This window comes from Pedobacter cryoconitis (assembly GCF_003259615.1).
In the GTDB taxonomy this organism is placed as follows: domain Bacteria; phylum Bacteroidota; class Bacteroidia; order Sphingobacteriales; family Sphingobacteriaceae; genus Pedobacter; species Pedobacter cryoconitis.
In genome coordinates this window covers 70,690-92,661 of record NZ_QLLR01000020.1, presented here as the reverse complement: position 1 = coordinate 92,661, position 21,972 = coordinate 70,690, and the positions used below count along the sequence as shown (strand labels likewise).

Genomic DNA, 21,972 nt, shown 5'->3' with positions numbered 1-21,972 from the left:
TTAATTAAATAATAGTATCATGAATTTAGCATCATTAAGAATCATCACTCCGGAAATTAAACGATCGGTTCAGTTTTTTGAAAAAATTACTGGTTTTTCTGCACATTGGTATACAGAAGACTTTGCAGAAATAACTACCGGTACTTGTAATTTAGCCATAGGAAGTACGAGCACGATGAGTTTGTTCGGAAAAGATTTGACCTCCCCGGGGAATAACAATAGTGTGATCATAGAATTTCTTGTGGAAAATGTTGACGAGCAGTACAATAATATTAAAGATTTATTGAGTGAAATTGTTCAGCAGCCCACTACAATGCCATGGGGAAATCGCTCATTATTGTTCCGCGATCCCGACGGCAATTTAATTAACTTCTTTACCCCTGTCACTCCAGAAGCCATAAAAAAACACATTTAAACAATTTCTGAAAAAAAAATAAAAAAGTTTGTAAGGATCAATTCTTTCCTGCGACCAATGTCAAAACGAAACAATAATAAATTCTAAAAATTGACACAATGGAAAAGAAAAAAAACATCCTGAGAAGTACTATTATCGCTAGTGCAATTATTGCAGTATCGGGTTTAAGTGCAAACGCTAACGGCCTGTTCCGTTACAGTAACCTGGGTTCGGCAGAAGTAGTAAGAACAAACCTGTCCAGACAAGCTGGTGGTGCAAACTCCCTGGAACTGAGCTGTGGCGCAAAGTCGAAAACAGATTCTGCCAAAACAGGTAAAGACGGAAAATGCGGTGAAGGAAAATGTGGCGCTTCTAAAACTAAAGCCGGTAAAGGTAAAGGCAAGGACGGTAAATGTGGTGAAGGTAAATGCGGTGCAGGAAAAGCAAAAACCACTGCTGCCCCTAAAAAAGGATAAATAAATCTTAAGCGTGTTGTTTATGAATATGGAAGCAATTTGTGACCGGATCATTGGACAACACGCTTTTCACCCCTTAAAAAATATTGTGATGGTAGGCATCGGTTTCAGAAAAGACTTTGCAGAAGAAATGCTGCAAAACAACATCGTTCAACCTGCATTTATAGAAGTTGCACCAGAAAACTGGATCGGTGTAGGCGGCTTCTGGAAAAAGCAGTTCAGGCAGGCCCTGGAAAAATACCCTTTATATACGCATGGTCTATCCCTTTCTATTGGCAGTCCGGACCCTCTTGATTTCCAGTTTCTGAAAAAAGTAAAAGCATTCCTTCTGGAAACCAATGCCCAGCTCTATTCTGAACACTTAAGTTACTCCAAATGTGACAATGCACACCTTTATGACCTGCTCCCTATCCCCTTTACACATGATGCTGTAAAACATGTGGCCGAAAGAATCCGGATAGTACAGGATGTTCTGGAAAGAAAAATATCAATTGAAATCGTCAGTTATTACAGCCCGGTAGCCCCGGAAATAACTGAAATTGAATTCATCAATAACATACTGGCTGAAGTCAATTGCGACCTGCTATTAGACGTAAACAATGTTTATGTCAATGCTTTTAACCACAATTACGATGCAAAACAATTTATTGATCTCCTGCCAATGGAACGTGTAAGTTATATCCATATGGCCGGTCATCACCAGGTATCAGAAAAACTGATTATAGACACCCACGGAGAAGCAATTATTGATCCTGTATTCGATCTTTTTGAGTATTCCATGCACCGTCTGAAAAGAGATGTACCCGTATTATTGGAACGGGATTTCAATATCCCCGAACTGGATGAATTACAGGAAGAAATGACCCGGCTAAATGAGATTAAAACGGCAGCACTAAAATTAACGCCCTATGTCACTGCTTGAACAAACACACCGCAATCAATTGGCATTGGCCAGTTATTGCCGGACAGGAATTCTGGAAGATATTCCGGGAATCAATACTGAAAATATCAGCCAATATCGTCGCCTGGTATTTAATGTCATTGATGACATGTTACAATCCGCATTCCCGCTAAGTTATGAGTTACTCAAAGCCAGGGAATGGCAAATGATTACCCACGATTTTTTCAGCAACCATGCTTGCCAGTCCCCGCAAGTTTGGTATATGCCCAGAGAGTTTTATGAATACCTGGAACAAACCCGCCCGGAAATATTGAATAATTATCCTGTCTTACTAGAGTTATTATGGTTCGAATGGCTGGAAGTAGAACTTTTTATGATGGAAGACCGGGGGATTGACTATAGGATAACAGGAGATCTTAAGCAGGATGCAATCGTACTGAACCCGGAAATACACTTTCAGCATTTTAAATTTCCGGTACATCTTAAAAAGGCAAAAAAAATTACAGCAACAGATCAGGGAGATTATTACCTGTGTATACATCGTCTGCCAGAAAGCGGGGACGTTAGTTTTACCGACCTTTCTGCCGCTTTTGTCCGCCTTTTAGAACTTTTATCAGAGAAACCTCAAACTGCGGCAACGCTTATTGACGATTTATGTGAAGAGCTTAAAATCGAACAAACTACGGAAATTACAGCGATGTGCCAGGATTTTATCTCTATAGCGATGGAATCACGACTGATTATAGGCTTTAAAAATAACTGAAATGAAAAAAATATATAGCTATCTGAGTGATCAGCTTAAAAAAGCAGACTTTTTGCCTCTTTTATTAATCAGGCTAACGCTGGCTTATGGCTTTTATAATCCGGCAAAGATGAAATGGAGCGATATTAATGCCATTGGAGAATGGTTTGGCACGATAGGAATTCCGGCCCCCTATTTCAACGCTTACCTTGCTGCAGGTACAGAGGCTTTAGGCGTAGTATTACTTATACTCGGCCTGGGCACCCGCCTCATTAGTATTCCTTTAATAATTACGATGGTGGTAGCCATTGTAACCGTACACTGGGCAAATGGCTTTGAAGCCGCAGAAAACGGCTATGAAATTCCCTTGTATTATCTTTTGATGTTATTTACGCTGCTAATTTTTGGTCCGGGGAAAGCAAGTCTTGATGAATTAATGCGCAAAAAAAATTAACAATAGAAGTAATATTATTAAATTTGCCGCCCGAATGAATAACGGTACGAAAGGCCTGGTATACTTTAAAAATTACGAGAGATGTCAATAGAAAAAAACGATTTTGCAGCTATCTGGCTGGAAGAAACCGGAAACCCTGCTATAGAAGAGCTAACGCAGCTTAACTTGGATGTTGCTGATAAAACTGCAAAAACATTAGCCGACAAAGGCCTTTCAGAAGATGAACTTGCCGTTTCCCTTGACATCAATCCTGACGAAATAAAAAGATGGTTATCTGGCAGGCATTCTTTTAGTATCAAGACAATAAAGGAAATCTCTGATATTCTGGCCGGGACAATCTAATAATTTTCATTCCATAAATGTTTAAACTATATCTGGTTTTCGGTGTTATAAAGCGATAAAACCAGCATAATGAGAAGAACAGTTTATATTTTTACTATCGGTGCAGTACTATTTACATTGGGAAGCTGTAAGAGCGATAAAAGTTCTACAGCCGCTGCCGACAGTGTAAACAGAGTGAAAGATATTACCCAAAATACTATGGCCAGAGGCACATTAGGTGTCAAAATATCGGATGCGGAATTTGCAACAAAGGCAGCATCCGATGGAATGGTAGAAGTTGAATGGAGTAAAATTGCATCGGAAAGTGCAGTAAATCCTCAATTAAAATATTTTGCCAGAATGATCATCAGAGATTATGGTAAAATAAATAAAGAACTGGCCTCCATTGCCGGAAAGAAAAACATTACCCTTCCGCTAACGCTGGATGATGAAAACGAGAAGAAATCAATTGAGCTTAATGAAAAATCAAGAGCAGACTTTGATAAGGCTTATACAGAGGCTATAGCAAAGAAAAACAAGAAAGTATTTGAACTGATGCAGCAAGAAGCAAAAGACGGTAAAGATGCCGATGTTAAAGCTTTTGCAGCTAAAAATGTTTCCGTTGTTCAATCCCACCTGAATATGATTAATGTAATTCATGACAGCCTGAAATAAACATGACTGCCTGGAATAAACACGATTGCCTGAAATAAACGATAGTCCGAAATAAACACAATAGCTTAGAATAAAATAGTATTGTAAACTTTTTTCAATGTATTAGTTTTTTTATAACGCTTCCCTAATGACAGCTGCAGCTGCCCACCACCCTATCTATTTTCTTTTTTTAAGACTATGAAAACGAACAAAACTATTTTAATCGCGCTTTTACTATTCATGGTAACATTCCGGGCCAGTGCACAGCTTGATACCTTAAGAATCACTTTTTCGGAAGCGGAAAAGACATTCTTACAAAATAACCTGAGCCTGATTGCACAGCAATATAATATCAAGGCATCAAAAGCACTGATACAACAGGCAAAGTTATGGGACAACCCTACCCTGGCGACAGATGAAAATCTTTACGATAATACCCGCAGTTTTTTTAACCATGCGAATGGAAATGGTGAAGTTTACCTGGTGGTGAGCCAGGTGATTAAAACAGCAGGTAAACGAAGTAAAGAAATCAAACTTGCTACTGATCAGGCTGATATTCAAGAAGCTGCTTTTACAGATCTGATGCGCAATTTACATTATAACCTGCAACTCGATTTTGCACAGCTTGCCAATCTGAATGATCAGGCCAAAGTCTATAAAAATGAACTTGCCGCGGGTGATGAGTTAATTACGAAAGTTGAACACTCCTTTAAAAAAGATAAAACCAAAGCCAAGGATGTGATCAGGCTCAGGGCATTACTTTTTGGTTTAGAAAACGACAGAGTAGAAAACAGCAGGCAGATTAACATTTTACAAACAGAGCTGAAAGTATTATTGAATACAAAATCTACTGCATTTATAGCTCCGGTAATTAAACCTTCAAAAACAGAATTAACGAAACTGGATATTCAAACATTAATTAGCCAGGCTAAATTAAACAGAGCCGATCTGCGTTCATCCGGCCTTGCTTTTCAATATGCTCAACATAACCTGGACTACCAGAAAGCACTGGCTATTCCTAATATAACTATGGGAATTGATTACGATCATACAAACAGCTATTCAAAAGATTATTTTGGCTTGCAAATTGGTTTTCAGTTGCCCTTTTTTAACCGTAACCAGGGAAATATTAAATATGCCCGTTACGATGTCCAAAATAAAGAAAATCTTCTCCGGGAAAACGATTTGAGGATAGAGAATGCAGTGATAGCTACTTTACAGCAATATGAATTGAGCAAACAGGTGTTATCAATGAAGCATACTTATTTTAATGAGGAATATGATCAGTTGTTCAAAAGTTTATTGAATGATTATGAAAATGGAAAAACAGGACTTGTTGAATTTGTAGATTTTTTTGATTCTTACAAAGACACCAAATTAAAGTTGCTGCAACAAGAATTCAATCTTCAAAAAGCTATTGCTGATATAAATTATACGGTGGGGAAAACGGTCGTAGAACCTTAAAATAAGTCAAAAGCCGGAAAATTAATAATTAACAAAACCAATGTGCGGGGACGTTGTTCTGTCTACAAAAAGAGACTTATGAAAAATGAACTGAGCAATCAAATCATCGACCGCATAACATCGCTGGGATTAGAGACTACCGGAAAAGAAAATATAGATCAGGGCGAAAGAATCGTTTCCCTTCTGGCGGGAACCTGGCTGGTTTATAAAAGTATAAAAAAAATAGGAAAACATCCATTTCTTGGTTTTCAGGGCGTGGCTGCAGGTGGGCTCATGCTTTACCGGGGCGCTACAGGGGTTTGCCCTATTTATAAACAACTTGGTAAAGACACCACCGATCCCCAGGCAATTAATATCACGGAAGATATTGTTGTGAATGCGCCAAGAGAAAATGTATATGCCTTCTGGAGAGAGCTTTCTAATCTTCCAAAATTCATGAAACACCTTAAAAGTGTAGAAGAAATTAATGAAGAAATCTCTTTATGGAGTGCCAATACTCCCGGAGGTTTGGTAGAGCTCAACTGGAATGCGCAGATCACCCGGGAAGAAACAAATGAATATCTGGGCTGGCAATCTCTTGAAGGTTCAATGATTGTCAATGCAGGGAAAATAGAGTTTAAAGATACCCTGAATGGTATCGGAACAGAACTGCATATTGAAATTGATTATTTCCCTCCGGCAGGAAGCGTAGGCAAGGGAATCGCCTCACTTTTCAGCGGATTATTTGAACGAATGATCCGTGAGGACATTCAAAACTTTAAAACTTATGCAGAGGCTGCAGATTTCAGACAATACGCCGGACTATCCGATTCATTAACCACATAATCAGTAAATAACCTTATAATCAGTAAAGCTGGCTAATTGTTTAGCCAGCTTTACTATTTTAATACTCTTACTTTACTATCCTGATATTCCCACCTTACTACTCAATACTCTTAAAAACGGCTATAACGCCTCACTAAATCATTAAGATAACTTCCTATAATATCATTTAATTCCTTTGGTTTAATTCTCCATACCCAATTTCGCTTAATAGATGCGGGAACGTTCATCCTTGCCTTTGCCCCTTTATTCAGAATATCCTGTATCGGAACAATGACAATATTTGCTGTTGAAGCATACGCTAACCTGATCAATGTTTCTGAGATATTTCTTTTAGAAACCTTTACCCCTGTATAACTCGCAATCATTAGCCTGGCATCCTTATCAATATCTTTCTCGTACCAGTTTCTGGTCGTATTATTATCATGGGTTCCGGTATAAACCAGGCAGTTTACAGTAGTAAAATTATGAGGCGCGTGAACAGACACCGGGCTATCTTCTCCAAAAGCAAATTGTAAGACTTTCATGCCAGGCAGCTGATATTGATCACGGAGCGCTACAACTTCAGCGTCAATTTCTCCCAGATCTTCGGCGATAACAGGAATAGTTCCGAACTTTGCGATCAAAGCATCAAAAAGAGGTTTGCCCGGCCCTTTTTTCCAACTGCCGAATTTTGCAGAACTGCTTCCTGCAGGAACTTCCCAATAAGACGAAAATGCGCGGAAGTGATCCAAACGAATTAAATCATATAAATCCATGTTTCTCTTTATTCGTTGAACCCACCAATCGTACTTCGACTTTTCCATCGCTTTCCAATTGTAAACAGGCATGCCCCAAAGCTGTCCGTCAGCATTAAAATAATCTGGCGGAACTCCTGCAACCGCTTTCATTTCTCCTGAAGAATTAACCTCAAATAAACTCTGGTTTGACCATACATCAGCAGAATCCAGCGCAGCATAAAATGGCAGGTCACCAATCAACTTAATATTTAAACTAATAGCATGCGCCTTCAATTGGTTCCACTGCTTGAAAAACACAAATTGGTACCATTTAATCTCATTTATTTTGTCCGCATTCCGCTCTTTAACTTCAGTTAAAGCGGCCAGGTCTCTGCCCTTCAGCTCCCTTGACCATTCAAACCAGGGCTGATCATCATTTAATGTTTTTATAACCTCATATAACGCATAATCTTCCAGCCAGTAAGCCTGGTTAGCAGAGAAGTCCGAAAACTCCTGATCTTCCCCATCAGATTTTTGTTTAAACCGCTGATAAGCTAAGCTTAATAATATCTTTTTCTTTTCAACGACTGAATAAAAATTGACCTTTTTTTTTGCTTTTTGCTGCATTCCTTTTAAATCACGCTTTTCCAGCAATCCATCCTTGAGCAGGAGCTCCGGACTAATTAAAATAGGGTTCACAGCCATTACCGAGCTGGATGCGTACGGAGAATAAGCCTGCGTAGCTAAAACAGGATTTAAAGGTAATATCTGCCAGTACTTTTGACCACCGGAAGCTAGAAAATCAAGGAAATTAATCGCCTCTGGTCCAATATCGCCAATACCAAATGCAGAAGGGATTGAGGTAATGTGCGCTAAGACCCCCGCTCCCCTTTCCTGGTGCTCAACTTTTTGATGGAACACCCCAAACGGTACTGATTTAAAAACATCTTGTAATACCAGAATACCATTTTCAACTTTACAAGGCTGATTATCAATTAAATCTATATAACAAGGGGGAGCATCAGCAGGTAAAACAACCTGAGTATCTCCTAATTCAAAATGCAAACTCTTCTGGTCGTCCAATAACGTCACCATATTTACAGGTACCACAAATATGGCCCAGTCTGTTTTATATCTTCGCGCAAAAGCAATAAAATCAGCAGCATTCACCCCTGTAACTTTTAAAGGAATATATAATCCAAACCTGAATAATTCAGCATATGCTGCTCTGAACTTCAGCAGTTTCTGTAAGATCAATAACTTAATTTCCCCAGCTGAACTTTCCTGCCACAATAATTTAATACTGAACGATTTCTTTGAAAAATCATCCAGGTATTGTTTGCGTAATTCATAATCAACCGGCCTTCGGTTATCAGGATCTACCATACTGAAGTCCCAAAGTTCAGTCCCTTGATAAGTATCAGGAATCCCCGGAACTCCATGTTTAAGAATTAAAGAAGATAATGATTTTATCACACCCAGATTAGTGAGCCTTCGGAAAAAATTACTAAAAACCGTCCAGAATTCACGTTTAGTATCCAATATTCTGATCACAAAAGCACTGGTTGCCGCTTCATAATCCACGTCTGGGTTTTCCCATCCTGATTTCTCTTTAGCCTCGCGTAAAGCCTTTTGAATATAGTCAAGAAATCTATTTTGATAAACTTCAGTGGCTTCCCGCTCATCATAAGTGGAAACTAAAGTCTGATAAATAAAATACTCATCATTTTCATCGGGTGCAGCTCCAGGTGTTAAATTCAGTGTTCTCCAATTCTTTACCTGCTGAAGCCATTCGCCTTTAAGATCGGTCAGGATACTCAATCTTGCCCTTGCATCTTCTCCGCGCTTGGTATCATGCGTAGCTGTCGCATTCATAGTCAATGGCCAGTTTTCAGCTCTGTCTAAAATAGCCTCATGAAAATCTGCAGCCCTTAGTCCGAAAACTGCCGGAGAATCTCCAACTTCGTTATTTCCAATATGCCTGTTGTAAGTATACATTAAAGTATCTTCCACCCCCTTCGCCATTAATGGCCCCGAAAATTGCATCAATCTTTGATAAAAAGAGATATGATCATAAAGCAGTGCCTTTTTAATCAATTGAACAGGTCTTGATAAATTCTTCTCTTTTTCCAGTGCTGCAAACAACTTTTCCATGCCTTCTATTTCCTGTTGGGGCAGCGGATAAGCATTTCCATAGAAACGGTAAACAGGACATTGAATCAGGAGCTCAGAAATGATGTATTTAAATGCCTCAAAATCTTCATTTGTCAGTCGTTCCGATCCCTCAGGCAAAATATTCAGCAGAAATTTGAAGAGATTCTCCAGCTCTCCCTGCATCGCAGTACTTAGAATTTTACGCTTCTTTTCACGGATCTGTTCTTCAATAGCCGTATCGTCATCGGTCAGGTTTTCATAGAAGTTGTTAAACTTTTTTTCCGCCTGCTCATTGGTATACAATTGATTAGCTAATCCGAGGTAATCATAACCTGTAGTTCCCTGAATTGGCCATGCTGAGGGTAAAATCTCGCCGGGTTCCAGAATTTTCTCCGCAACAATATAGACATCATCCCCGCAAAGGGCTCTTAAATTTTCAAGGTATTGCAGCGGGTCAAAAAGCCCATCGATATGATCAATTCTCAATCCCTGGAATATATTTTGCGTGATCAATTCTTTAATCAAAACATGAAAATCGTCAAATGTAGCTTTCAATTGCATATTCAGACAGATTAAACTGTTCACCGTAAAAAAGCGGCGATAATTTATCCGTTCATTAGTTTCCTGGTAAGAACACAACCGGTAAAACTGCTGATCAGCAATCTCCCGGACCGAACCCCTTAAGTTTGTCCCTGTTCTCAATGGCCAGTAACTTTCATGATATTTTAAAAACCATTCCTTTTTTTGCTGGATCAGTACCAGGTTTTCATTTGCAATTTCCTGCTCCAAACTCTCCCCTAAAAATGGAGCCATTAGTGGTTCTGTAGCTAAATTCGGGGAAATGATGTCAAAATGATTTCTATATTTTGAATCTTCTCCTTTTTTCAAAACATCCATTAACCACGGGTTCCTGTAATCATAAGCCATATGATTAGGGACAATATCTTGTATCCAGCCCATTTTCAAAGCGGCCAGTTCTTTAGCAATCAGCCTCAGTTCAGTTATTGAACCAATCTCCGGATTAATCTGCACTGGATTTATGCCATCATAACCGTGCATGCTTCCGGGAACAGCCGTAAAAATTGGTGAAGCGTAAATTGTCTTTACGCCAAGGTGATGGTAATAGGGAATTAATTTACGAAAATCATTAAAAGTAAAACCGGCATGAAATTGAATGCGGTAAGTGGAAATCGGATTAAACATATTTAGCGGAATAAGCAATGAAAGATTCTGAAGGCACAATAATTTGATGAGTAAGGTCTTCTGTAGCTGGTTCGCCGGGACCAAGCCACGTCGAGGAGGCCGAGTTAACCAGCTCTTTTAAAATAACGATATGATCGGGAATATCCAGTACGAACTGCTGCGTAGAAAAATTCAGCACACACCAGACAAGCTGCGTAGGGTCGGCACACTTTCTTTCCAATAACAAACAATTTTGTGCCGCTAAAACACGGACTTCCGGCGCTTTATGCGCAGCAGAACTCAGGTATTTTTTACGAAGGAAAATGAGTTGCTGATAATAACTGAAAATACAAGCATGCCGATGCTCGCCAATCAGTTCCCAATTTAACCTGGATTGATTAAAGGTAGCTTCATCTTGCGGATCAGGGGTTTCTCCTTGATCAAACATGGCTGCAAACTCTTCCTTTCTGCCTTTTCTGACCTGCGCTATTAACTTTGGGTCTGAATGGTCAACGAAGTAAAGAAACGGGTTGGTTTCCCCCCACTCCTCTCCCATAAATAATAAAGGTAAAAACGGCGAAAACAGTACAGCACCAGCCATGAGCTTATACATTTCAAAACTAAACAGTTTACTGGTACGCTCTCCCAGCATCCTGTTACCAGTCTGGTCATGATTTTGAGAAAAGACCACAAAATGATCTGCGGACTTCCCTATAGGCATACGCCCAAATGTTTTTTCACGTACAACCGAATACATGCCCGTATAAACATAAGCGTCTGTATAAGACTTGGCAAGATGTTGTATACCTGAAAAATCTTTATAATATCCTTTAGCAGGCTCCCCGGCAGTTACCCGCAAGGCATGGTGAAATTCATCTACCCATTGCGCATTCATTCCAAATCCATTCTCGTCAATCGGAGTAATATAGCGTGGATCGTTCAAATCACATTCCGCAATCAGGTAATGTTTGCGCCCGGTTTTCTCCAGCAAAAAGCTGGTATGGCACCTGATCTCTTCCAGAATATGCAGCGCACCGAAATCCTTAATGGCATGAACTGCGTCAAGTCTTAAGGCATCAATGTGAAAATCCCGAAACCACATCAGTACATTTTCTATGAAATAATTCCGGACCCCATCGCTTCCCTGATCGTCAAAATTGATTGCATTGCCCCAGGGTGTTTTATACTTATCAGTAAAATATGGCCCGAAAGCATCCAGATAGTTCCCTTCAGGCCCCACATGGTTATAGACCACATCCAGCACAACGGCAAGGCCCTTTTGATGACATAAATCAACGAGTTGCTGCAAACCCGCCGCGCCTCCATAAGACTCTTGCACTGAAAAAGGAAAAACACCATCATAACCCCAATTTCGCTTCCCCGGAAACGAGGCCACAGGCATCAGCTCAATTGCGGTAATGCCAAGGTTAACTAAATGATCAAGATGATCAGCTATCCCCTTAAAAGTTCCATCATGGCTAAAAGTACCTGTATGTATTTCATAAAAAATATAGTCTTGTAAAGGAATATTTTCCCAGTCAGCATCTGTCCAGTTGTAACGTGTATCAATGGCCAGCGAACTACCATGCACACCATCAGGTTGAGATAAAGATGCCGGATCGGCTAACCGCTGGTCATTATCCAGGATAAACTCGTAGCGATCACCAGGTTTGATCAGTGCTGTAGGAAGTGACCAGTAACCAAACAAATCCGGCGTTAGCTCCAGTAACAATTCTCCGGTTTGAATAGCTACCTGAGTTGCCTTTGGTGCCCAAACTTTAACCGCAGCTATATGATCCGAATTAAAATTTACGCCTATCTCTCTTTTCAATATATCCATATGATGAATTGTTATCTTTTTATAAAATTTAAGGCTTTGATTATTTCCAGAAAAACAGCGCAAAAAAAATAAAGTTTCGTATTCTTTAAGCTATTACTGTCCGGCAGTGTACGCCAACCGTCCGATAATGAACAGCTAGCTTAAAGTTTCAAAAATAAAACACTGTAAAACAGCACATTAAAACATTAACTACTCTTGGCACAAACTTGGTAAATTGCAAATCAATTGTATTTATTTTAATTGATAAACTACACTGACATGTTCAGACTCAATTTAAAAATCGCTTTGCGTAATCTCTGGAGGAATAAGACTTCTTCTGTGATTAATATTATTGGTCTGGCGATTGGTTTGTCTGCCTGCTTGCTGCTTTTATTATATGTGAATTATGAGCGGGATTTTGACCGTCATTTTAAGGACGCGGACAAAATATACCAGGTGATGACCAATTTTCAGGATGCTTCCGGAAAGATTACAAGTACAGGATTTTCACCTGGAAACGGGATTGCAATGGCTATTAAGGCTAAAATACCAGAGGTGGATGTGATTACCAGAATTGGTGGTGGTGACAGGTCACCTATTGCCAATGCGCAAAAAGTATTTAATAGAGTGGACCTTTTCGCTGATCCGGATATACTTAAAGTTTTTAATTACGAGTTCATAGCTGGTAATCCCAATACTGCATTAAATACGCCAAATTCGATTGTATTGACACAGGAGACGGCCATACTTTTATTTGGCACTACAGATGTGCTGAATAAAACTGTCAGGTATAAAAATGCAAATAATTTAAAGGTAACTGGTGTCATCAAAAATCTGCCTGCCAATACTTCACTCAGGTTTGATTATTTGATGCCCTGGTCTTTTTTTGAAAGTATAAACAGTTACGTTAAAAATCCTGGCTGGGGAGATTTTAGCTTTCTGGCCATGGCCCGGGTGAATAATCCGGCGACTATAGATGCGATTAATGCGAAGGTAAAAAAGCTGTTCAATGAAAATTATACCGCGCAAAAGAATGAGAATTTCCTGTTCCCTTTATCGGATAAACATTTACATGGTGAATTTCTGAACGGCAAAAGTGTTGGTGGAGAGATAGAGCGTATTTATCTTTTTATTGCACTGGCCTTTGGTATTTTGCTTGTCGCCTGCATCAATTTCATGAATATGGCTACCGCTAAATCAGAGCGCAGGGCAAAGGAAGTGGGTATCAAGAAAACCATTGGTGCAACACGGGGCTCTTTGATTACTCAATTCCTGACCGAAGCTATGGTACTGACTGCAGTGGCGGTGCTGATTGCTGCCGCCATTGTTGAAGTCAGTTTGCCCCTGTTCAATAACCTGCTGCAAATAGATATTACAATTGATTATGGCAATACTGGTTATTGGCTGGGTATTTTCTCTATAGCACTGGTGACTGGCTTGTTGTCCGGAGCCTATCCGGCGCTGTTTCTTTCTTCCTTTAATCCAATTCAGACTTTAAAAAAGAAAACAGCAAGGGCGAAGCTCATTCCTGTCAATCTGAGGCAGGTACTGGTAGTTACACAGTTTAGTTTTGCCATTATGCTGATCATCGCTACCCTGGTGATTTATAAACAGATGCAGTTCATCAAGAACAGACCGGTAGGCTATAATATCAATTTGCTTGCTGAGTTACCCCAGGATGGGGAACTGTTTGGTAAGTTTGAATTGTTCAAAGCGCAGGCGTTGAAAACCGGCGCAGTTACTTCCGTAAACCAGTCTTCTCAGAGCATGACCAGGGTCGGTAATTGGTTTTATGGATTGGAATGGCCGGGAATGGAACAAAGGGGAAAGGAAATTGTCTTCAACCGTTTGCAAACCTCTTATGATTTTGTAAAAACAACCGGGGTAGAGTTAATATCGGGCCGCGATTTCTCGAGGGATTTTGCCTCAGATACTGCCGCAATCCTGTTAAGCAGTACGGCAGTGAAGGTCATGAAGCTTAAAGATCCTGTGGGAACCACTGTAAAACTCTTTGGAAATCAATTGAAGGTGATTGGTGTTTTTAAAGATTTTAACTGGGATTCTCCTTATCGATCGGGCCGCCAGATGGTCATCAATTTCAGTAAAAATGAAGGCGGGATCATTAATATGCAGTTAAATCCTGCCAATAGTCTGAGTAAAAACATAGCACTGATCTCGGCAGTTGCCAAAAATATCAGTCCGGAATATCCTGTGGAAATCGGGTTCGTCAATGAATTGTATTCCAGAAAAATGCACTCAGAAAACATTCTCGGTATTCTGGTTAACTTGTTTGGAGGCATAGCCATACTAATCTCTTGTATGGGGCTTTATGGGCTGGTCACTTATAGCGCAGAACAACGTACCAAAGAGTTTGGGGTACGCCGCGTGCTGGGCGCTTCGGTAGGTAATATCATGCAAATACTCTCAGTTTCATTTCTGAAAATGGTATTTGTGGCTGCATGTATTGGCGTGCCTTTAGCTTATTACCTGATGAACAGGTGGCTGACTAGTTTTGAGTTCAGAACAACTATTTCATTTTTGGTACTATTGAGCTCCATAGGGGGAACAGCACTCATTGCCTTGCTGACGATTAGTTTTCAGGCTTACAAAGCTGCAAAAGCCAACCCTGTACAAGCGCTGAAATACGAATAAAGAATTGGAACTTTGGGTTATAAAACCAATAGCCCAAAGTCTCTTAAAGTATAAATTGGTTTTGAATACCAGAACAGTTCAAAATATTCCATGGTAGTTTCAAAATCAGCTTTAATTTCCTGAAAAGTATAAACCTTTGTATTGGAAACCGTTATTTTCTCTAAGATGGAGCTCAGCCATTCTCCTTCATTTTTATTGGTCTGAATAGTAAACGTTTCTTTTTTATCGTGAAAAGTCAAAATCATAGTTTCCAGAGCATTCCCCTTTTTACTCTTTGCGAAGCATTTTGTCTCCGGCTTCCCTCCTAACCAAACCACTTTAGCGGTCGGTTTAGTGTCGAACTTACTTTCTTCCTTCAAAGCTTTCTCAATAAAATCTGAAGGGACCATGACTTTGGGAATCTTAAAATCAAACCAGTCCTGCAATTTGTAATCCAGGCAAATGCCGTGCATAAAATTGAAAAGCGATTTCTTCAGACCAAAACTAAATTTACCATGATCTATTCCTGTTTTATCAATATAGTTGATGTCATTGTTGGCAAAGGTTCCGATCACTTCCGTCTCTTTAACTACCCCGAACCTTTCGGGAAACATACCAACAGAGCTATGTGCAGTCATCGCAAACTGATGCCAGAAGCCAGACTGTAAAACGCCAGCTTCAAACATTTGTCTCACCATTTCCAGACTGTCTACAGTTTCCTGAATAGTTTGTGTCGGATACCCATACATCAAATACGCATGCACCAGTACGCCCGCTTCTGTCAGATTTCGGGTAACCCGGGCTACTTGTTCAACGGATACTCCTTTATCAATGAGCTTTAATAACCTATCCGATGCCACCTCTAAACCTCCTGAAACGGCGATACAACCCGATGCCTTCAGCAAAATACACAAGTCTTTGGTAAAGCTTTTCTCAAACCGGATATTCGTCCACCAGCTTACAGAAATTTCTCTTCTTAAAATCTCAAGTGCGACTTCGCGCATCAGTGCCGGAGGTGCAGCCTCATCTACAAAGTGAAAGCCATTTTGTCCGGTTTTCTCACTTAATTCTACAATCCGGTCTACGATCAGTTTAGCTGCAACGGGTTCATAAACCTTAATGTAATCTAAAGAAATATCACAAAATGTACATTTCCCCCAATAACATCCATGTGCCATGGTCAATTTGTTCCAGCGGCCGTCACTCCACATCCTGTGCATTGGATTTACAATTTCTATAACAGAAATGTATTGATCGAGTTGCAAATCACTATAATCCGGCGTGCCTACATCGAACTGTTTATAATCGCTTCTTAAAGCATCATTTTTATAGGTAACTTCTCCATTTTCCAGTAGAAAAGTTCTTTTATATAGGTTAAAAGGCCCCGCTTTGACAATCGAATTGTAGATCAGTTCAATAGGTAATTCCCCGTCATCCAAAGAGATATAATCGAAAAATTCAAATACTCTCTTGTCAGAAACCGAACGTAATTCTGTATTGGGAAAACCACCACCCATCGAAATTTTAATCTCCGGATAATGCTTTTTCACATATTGTGCACAGCGGAAAGCGGCATATAAATTCCCCGGAAAAGGGACAGAAATTAAAAATAACTTAGGTTGAACAACGGCAATCTTCTTTTCTAAAATTTCAATCAAAAGTTTATCCATATAGGTATACTTTTGATTTAAAGCTTTATAAAGCTCATCAAAGGAATTTGCGCTTCTGCCTAATCTTTCGGCATAACGGCTAAACCCAAAATTCTGATCTATACATTCAATAATAAAATCTGAAATATCCTCCAGGTAGAGTGTCGCTAAATGTTTCCCTTTGTCCTGCGTTCCCATTGAACCAAATGCCCAGTCCAGCTCCTCTAATTGCGTAAACCTCGAGGCTTCCGGTAAAAAGTCTTCCTGGCAAATTTGCAAAGCCAGGGTTGGATTTTTGCCCTGCAGAAAAGCAATAACCGCATCAATGGTTCTGATATACTCTTTTTTTAAAGCAAGAATACGTTTTGCATTCGAACTTTTTGGCTGATCGGCCAGCTGCTCAGCATGAAAGAAAAGATCTTCCAGGCCTTTTCTGGAAAATAAAGCCAATATAACTTCAATACCCAAATCTGCCTGAGTGGAAGAAATATTTTTAGTATTTAAAAACCCTTTGATATAGGCAGTTGCAGGATACGGGGTATTCAGTTGGGTAAAGGGAGGCGTAATAAGGAAAAGATCTGTTTTCAAAATGGAATTGTATTTCCTGGCAAAAATATCCATAATTATTTTAGTATTGGGTTTTGCCGGACTTAATATTATCAGCGGGCTCCAAACATAAGGCTTCACAAAGCGTAAGATCTTATGTTTAGAGCCCTATTCTGCCGATTTCTTAGGTTATACTCTTCTTAAATACCTGCATGACTACTGCGCTCACTTTTGCTTTTTCCAAATTCAGCACCAGCTTTTCGCTAATATCTTCATCAGAAACTATACGAAGGATCTTGTCAACGTCATCAAGATCCTGACTCCATTCAATCACACTGTTGAAATTAGCGATTGTATATTTAATCCGGTTCAAATCAAATGGAGTCCTGATGACTGTTGACAGGATGAGTATAAATTGAGGCCCGTTTTTCATTTACCAGTATTTAAAACCAGTTAGTTTTGCAATGGTCAATTGTGCCACACATAACTGGTACTTGTATTGTAAATTGGTTAATTCCGCTTTTTGAACATTGGTACTGGCATTAGTCAGTTCCAGATTTGTCCCAATTCCATTTCTATAACGGCTATGCGCAAGTTTTTGTGCTTCTTTGGCCTCTGTAACCTGTCTTGCTGAATTGATAAGACTAGAAGTATTGCTGGTTATATCAATCATAGCTTGCTGAATATCCTTACGATAAGTATTGCTCAGGCTTTCTTCTGAATACTTAGTTTGTAAAAGCTGACTTTGCGATAACCTCACCTGTTTTCTAGCCCTTCCGCCCTGGTAAATTGGAATATTCAAGGTGACACCTGCAGAATAATTATACCTGAATTTATCAAGATCTGGTGTAAAGCCATTTTTATAACCTGTTCCGCCGCTCATGATCAAGGAAGGTTTACCGTTAGTCTGACTCACTTTAAGCTCTGCTTCTGCTTGTTGAATCCTGTCCTTGATTAACCTGAACTCAGGATGGTTATTTTGTGCTTCCGCCAATGCCTCATTCAGGTCATAATTGTTTGCTGCAGGGAAAACGAAATCTGAAGAATTCGCCTTAATGCTGGTTCCTGTGGCATATTCCATTAAGGCATATTGCTTATTCAGGTTATTTTGAAGCTCTATTTTACGATTTCCTTCCTGATCAATGCTGGATTGAATAGAAAGTACATCATATTTTAAAGCGTCTCCATTTTTGAACTTTATTTCGGTATCTTTTTTATTGACTTCCAGAAAGTTAATTACACTATCCTGGATCGAGATTGCATTTTTGAGGTAAGTTATCTGGTAATAAATATTCCCAACTTGAAATGCTACCTGGTTCCGGTTAAATTCCAGGTTATCTTTTGCGTATTCCAAACCTGCTTTAGCCCGGTCCACACCCGCTTTAACTACCCCAAAATCCCAAAGCATATAACTGCCATCCAGCGATGTATTGTAATTATTTTTAGGCATAATACTGAAGTCCAGCACATTGCCACCGGCAGGAATGCTAATTTGAGATACCGGGCTCGTATACCGGTAACTGCCTGTCGCCTGTACAGAAGGCAAGCCAGCAGACTTAGCAAGCGTTATGCGCTGCTGTTCAACATCTATAGCTTGCCCAAGCTCTTTAAACTGCGGAAAATAGCTAAATGATTGATTGATCAGTGTTTTGAGATCCCCTGTGTTTTCCTGTGCATGTAAAGCCAGGGACAGAGAAATCAGAGATATAATGAGGAATAACTTTTTCATGTTTTTTTGATTAATAAATTTGCAGCTTCATGTTAATGTGCTGCTGCAGCGACTTTTGCCCTTGTTTCTGCATCCATAGTTTCATTTTTCAGCAGGAGCATAAATGGGATCGTGCAAACAAAGAAAATCGCGATCAGCAGAAAACCATCTAAATAGGCCTGCATTTGTGCTTGATTGGATAAACTGTGGTCTAATGCTCCATAGGCAGCTTGTTTGGCTAATGCCGGATTCATTCCCTTAGCAACCAGACCTTGTGTTATTCCATTCAGCCGCTCGCCCAATAGCGGATTATTTCCCTGGAGATTAGAAACCAGGTCTGTGCGGTGGGTTGCAAAACGGTTAGTAGCATAAGTGTTCATGATTGCAATACCAAATGCTCCTCCGAGTTGCCTGAACATATTGTTGAGGGAAATACCATAAGGCATATCTTCTGGTTTTAAACCAACAACAGCCTGGCTTAACAAGGGCACGGTTAAACAACCTGTACCTATTCCACGACAAATCTGGGTCACAATAAACCACCATTTGTCAGCATCCGGTGCAGCTTGTGAAGAGGTATAACCATGTAAAATGAACAGTGCAAAACCCAGGGATACAAAATAAATTGGCTTTACCCCTTTTCCCAAACCTGCTCCGATAAATGGCATGGCAAATATGGTAACCAGTGCGCCTGGGATCATCGATATGCCAGATTCTGTTGGCGTATATCCCATTACCCTTTGCACCATCACCGGAAACAGGTAAACAGAACCGAACAGCCCGAAGCCACAGACAAAGGTCAGGATGTTACTCCCAATCAGGTTTCTGCTCTTCATGACCCTTAAATTGATAGCCGGGTTTTTAGTGGTGAGTTCCCACCAGATAAACAGCCCCAGGCCTAATATAGCAGCGGCAGTCAGATAACGGATGTTCTCATCCTCAAACCAATCATCGGATTGTCCCTTTTCCAGAATATACTGAAGCGCACCAACGCCTATGGTTAAAGATAGAATACCGATATAATCAATTGGTATTGATTTCTTATCAATGTTATATTCATCAGCTTTTTTGTCTACAAATTTCCAGGTAAGCAAGGCCGCAGCTATCCCGATAGGAATATTAATATCAAATATCAATGCCCAATGATAGTTGTCTACGATATATCCACCAAGAATGGGCCCAATGGTTGGCCCAATGACAATCCCCATTCCGAATATACCACCGGCAATACCTTTATCTTCAGGTTTAAACTGGTCAAACAGGATCCCCTGAGAAACAGAAAGTAACGCACCACCCCCTATTCCCTGTACAAATCTCCAAAGCACAAGCATCCATAAAGAAGAGGAATTACCACACATGTATGAAGCCAGGGTAAACAGGATAATTGAAGCGAGATAATAGTTCTTTCGTCCAAAATAACGGCTTAGAAAACCAGTTAAAGGGATTACAATCACGTTTGCAATCGCATAAGCAGTCACAACCCAGGAGGCATCTTCAAGCGTCGCCCCTAAGGTTCCGCTAATATTATTCAGTGCGACATTGACAATCGACATATCAATCAGCTCCATAATAGCAGCTGTGATACAGGTAATGACAATGAGTATTTTTATGAATTTGTTTCTTTCGCCTTCCATTTTAAAATTTGATAAAATTGAAATTATCCATGCCTATTTCACCTTTACATCGATAGTTGCACTAAGGCCGGCTTTCAGCATTCCTTTAAGTACTTCAGCTTTATTGATTTGAATAGTAACTGGCACACGCTGCGTAACTTTGACAAAGTTTCCTGTAGAATTATCTGGTGGCAGCAAAGAAAATTTCGCTCCTGTAGCATCGCTGAAGCCAGAAAGGGTACCTGTAATTTTATGATCAGGGTATCCGTCAATGGCAATATTTACCAGTTGCCCTACTCTCATATGTTCAATCTGGGTTTCTTTGAAATTGGCAACGATCCAGTAATTATCATTGCTCACCAGGTTGAACAGTTGCTGTCCTCCTTGAACGTATTGTCCGCTTTTAAGATTGGTTTTTCCCAATTTACCAGCTGCAGGGGCTATAATCCTGGTATAACTTAAGTTTAGCTTCGCTTTTTCGAGTGCGATTTCACGGGCGGAAATATTAGCTTTTGCACGCTGAATCATTGCATTGGCATTCCCTTTTTGCGTCCCTGCTTGTTTGAGTTTACTTTTACTGGAAGCCAGCATCTGAACAGCAGTCTGATAAGCTGACTGACTTCTTTCATATTGCCTTTGGGTAATTGATCCTTCTTTGAATAAGGTTTCATCGCGGGCTACATCGCGCTTTGCTTGTTTCAAAGTCACTTCTTCTACACTGATTCCTGCAGAAGCGACATCCTGATCGGAGCCAATAGTCGGGATTTGAGATTCCGCGCTGCTCAGATCGGCTTTTGCTGCTAAAAGATCAGCTTCAGCTTGTTTTACGGCAAGTACATACTCACTATCGTCAATAACCACAAGGGTATCCCCTTTTCGTACTTGCTGATAATCTAACAGTTTAAAATCATTAATATAACCGGAAACCCTGCTTAGCACAGGAACAGCATTTGATTCGAGCTGTGCATTATCAGTACTTTCATAGGTCAGCGCATGCGCAATTTTGTTAAAAGCGAAGTAGCAGATAAAAATAGCTACAAGGCCGATAATCAGTAGTTTTACCACTTTTTTAGCGGAGGATTGGGTTTGTTCTTCTGGTTCCATAATATATATTTAACGGAACAAATGTAAACTTAGTTGACTAATATCGTCAACCAAGTTTACTTATTTTATTAACAAAATTGTCAATATTAGATTTAAATGACATTTCAGTTATGAGTTAAATAAGTAATATTTATACTAAATTCGCAACCATGGAAGATGTGCACGACTATGAAAGGTTAATTTTCAAACAGATCTATATTTTAAAGCGGCATACTGATAAAGCGGCCGCCACCCACTTAGCTAATTTAATGCCCAGCGATTTCAATATGACCTTTATGCCCTATTTTATGAGTATTGGTCATGCTGGCATTTCTAACCATAACCTGGTCAGCAAGATCATGGTAACCAAGCAGGGAGTGAGTAAAACAGTCAAGGAACTGGAAAGACTAGGTTTGACTTATACCCAGAAAAGCGAAGCTGATGCCAGGTCAATCATGATCTTTTTAACGGAAGAAGGAAAGAAACTCCATGATACGATCTGTCAAATGGCTGATGACATGACTGCAGAATATAAGAAGTTAATTGGTGCCAAAAAATATGAACAATTCATAGATACGCTAATCAAAATTTCAAATTGGCATGAAGAACAGGAAAAATTGCTATAAATCCAATATTTGTT

At 39.8% G+C, this 21,972-nt stretch carries 18 protein-coding genes; 11 read left to right on the top strand and 7 right to left on the bottom strand.

The window, feature by feature from the left end; genetic code table 11:
* Positions 1–19: 19 nt before the first annotated feature.
* From LY11_RS17805 to LY11_RS17765, 9 genes are all read left to right on the top strand, one after another.
* Entirely contained in the window at positions 20–415 is a 396-nt protein-coding gene (locus LY11_RS17805) for a VOC family protein (RefSeq protein WP_111634999.1), read from the top strand.
* A 98-nt stretch (positions 416–513) separates the two neighbouring features.
* Positions 514–870, top strand: coding sequence for an HvfA family oxazolone/thioamide-modified RiPP metallophore (locus tag LY11_RS17800; protein WP_111634998.1), 357 nt, complete (start codon positions 514–516; stop codon positions 868–870).
* Positions 871–892: 22 nt separating this feature from the next.
* Positions 893–1,792 (top strand): HvfB family MNIO-type RiPP peptide maturase, encoded by a 900-nt coding sequence (locus tag LY11_RS17795; protein ID WP_211321589.1) that lies wholly within the window; start codon positions 893–895, stop codon positions 1,790–1,792.
* A complete protein-coding gene (locus LY11_RS17790; protein WP_111634997.1) occupies positions 1,779–2,534 on the top strand; it encodes an HvfC family RiPP maturation protein in 756 nt (251 codons plus the stop codon). Before LY11_RS17795 ends, LY11_RS17790 begins: the two co-directional genes overlap by 14 nt.
* 1 nt (position 2,535) lies before the next feature.
* Entirely contained in the window at positions 2,536–2,967 is a 432-nt protein-coding gene (locus tag LY11_RS17785; protein WP_111634996.1) for an HvfX family Cu-binding RiPP maturation protein, read from the top strand.
* Between the two features lie 81 nt (positions 2,968–3,048).
* Positions 3,049–3,309: a helix-turn-helix domain-containing protein gene (locus tag LY11_RS17780; RefSeq protein WP_111634995.1), complete on the top strand. Its 261-nt coding sequence runs from the start codon at positions 3,049–3,051 to the stop codon at positions 3,307–3,309.
* Positions 3,310–3,378: 69 nt separating this feature from the next.
* Positions 3,379–3,963, top strand: coding sequence for a DUF4142 domain-containing protein (locus LY11_RS17775; RefSeq protein ID WP_111634994.1), 585 nt, complete (start codon positions 3,379–3,381; stop codon positions 3,961–3,963).
* 177 nt (positions 3,964–4,140) lie between these two features.
* Positions 4,141–5,406, top strand: a complete 1,266-nt coding sequence (locus tag LY11_RS17770; RefSeq protein ID WP_111634993.1) for a TolC family protein — start codon at positions 4,141–4,143, stop codon at positions 5,404–5,406.
* A 78-nt stretch (positions 5,407–5,484) separates the two neighbouring features.
* Entirely contained in the window at positions 5,485–6,231 is a 747-nt protein-coding gene (locus tag LY11_RS17765) for an SRPBCC family protein (RefSeq protein WP_111634992.1), read from the top strand.
* A 110-nt stretch (positions 6,232–6,341) separates the two neighbouring features.
* Here the strand turns inward: LY11_RS17765 and treY are convergent, their stop codons facing one another.
* Entirely contained in the window at positions 6,342–10,304 is a 3,963-nt protein-coding gene (gene treY, locus LY11_RS17760; RefSeq protein ID WP_111634991.1) for a malto-oligosyltrehalose synthase, read from the bottom strand.
* Positions 10,297–12,123: a malto-oligosyltrehalose trehalohydrolase gene (gene treZ / locus LY11_RS17755; RefSeq protein ID WP_111634990.1), complete on the bottom strand. Its 1,827-nt coding sequence runs from the start codon at positions 12,121–12,123 to the stop codon at positions 10,297–10,299. The genes treY and treZ overlap by 8 nt, the downstream gene beginning before the upstream one ends.
* Before the next feature lie 258 nt (positions 12,124–12,381).
* Between treZ and LY11_RS17750 the strand changes: the two genes are divergently transcribed.
* A complete protein-coding gene (locus tag LY11_RS17750) occupies positions 12,382–14,754 on the top strand; it encodes an ABC transporter permease (protein WP_111634989.1) in 2,373 nt (790 codons plus the stop codon).
* Positions 14,755–14,771: 17 nt separating this feature from the next.
* Here the strand turns inward: LY11_RS17750 and LY11_RS17745 are convergent, their stop codons facing one another.
* The 5 genes from LY11_RS17745 to LY11_RS17725 form a co-directional block, all read right to left on the bottom strand.
* Positions 14,772–17,003 (bottom strand): B12-binding domain-containing radical SAM protein, encoded by a 2,232-nt coding sequence (locus LY11_RS17745; protein ID WP_211321588.1) that lies wholly within the window; start codon positions 17,001–17,003, stop codon positions 14,772–14,774.
* 109 nt (positions 17,004–17,112) lie between these two features.
* Positions 17,113–17,361, bottom strand: coding sequence for a hypothetical protein (locus LY11_RS17740; RefSeq protein ID WP_111634988.1), 249 nt, complete (start codon positions 17,359–17,361; stop codon positions 17,113–17,115).
* Positions 17,362–18,657: a TolC family protein gene (locus LY11_RS17735; RefSeq protein ID WP_111634987.1), complete on the bottom strand. Its 1,296-nt coding sequence runs from the start codon at positions 18,655–18,657 to the stop codon at positions 17,362–17,364.
* Positions 18,658–18,689: 32 nt separating this feature from the next.
* Positions 18,690–20,270 (bottom strand): DHA2 family efflux MFS transporter permease subunit, encoded by a 1,581-nt coding sequence (locus tag LY11_RS17730; RefSeq protein WP_111634986.1) that lies wholly within the window; start codon positions 20,268–20,270, stop codon positions 18,690–18,692.
* Positions 20,271–20,303: 33 nt separating this feature from the next.
* The gene (locus LY11_RS17725; protein ID WP_111634985.1) at positions 20,304–21,353 is read right to left on the bottom strand and encodes an HlyD family secretion protein; all 1,050 of its coding nucleotides are present in this window, start codon (positions 21,351–21,353) and stop codon (positions 20,304–20,306) included.
* 149 nt (positions 21,354–21,502) lie between these two features.
* Here LY11_RS17725 and LY11_RS17720 point away from each other — a divergent pair, with 149 nt between their 5' ends.
* Complete coding sequence (locus tag LY11_RS17720) at positions 21,503–21,958, top strand: MarR family winged helix-turn-helix transcriptional regulator (RefSeq protein WP_111634984.1); 456 nt, start codon at positions 21,503–21,505, stop codon at positions 21,956–21,958.
* Positions 21,959–21,972: the final 14 nt, after the last annotated feature.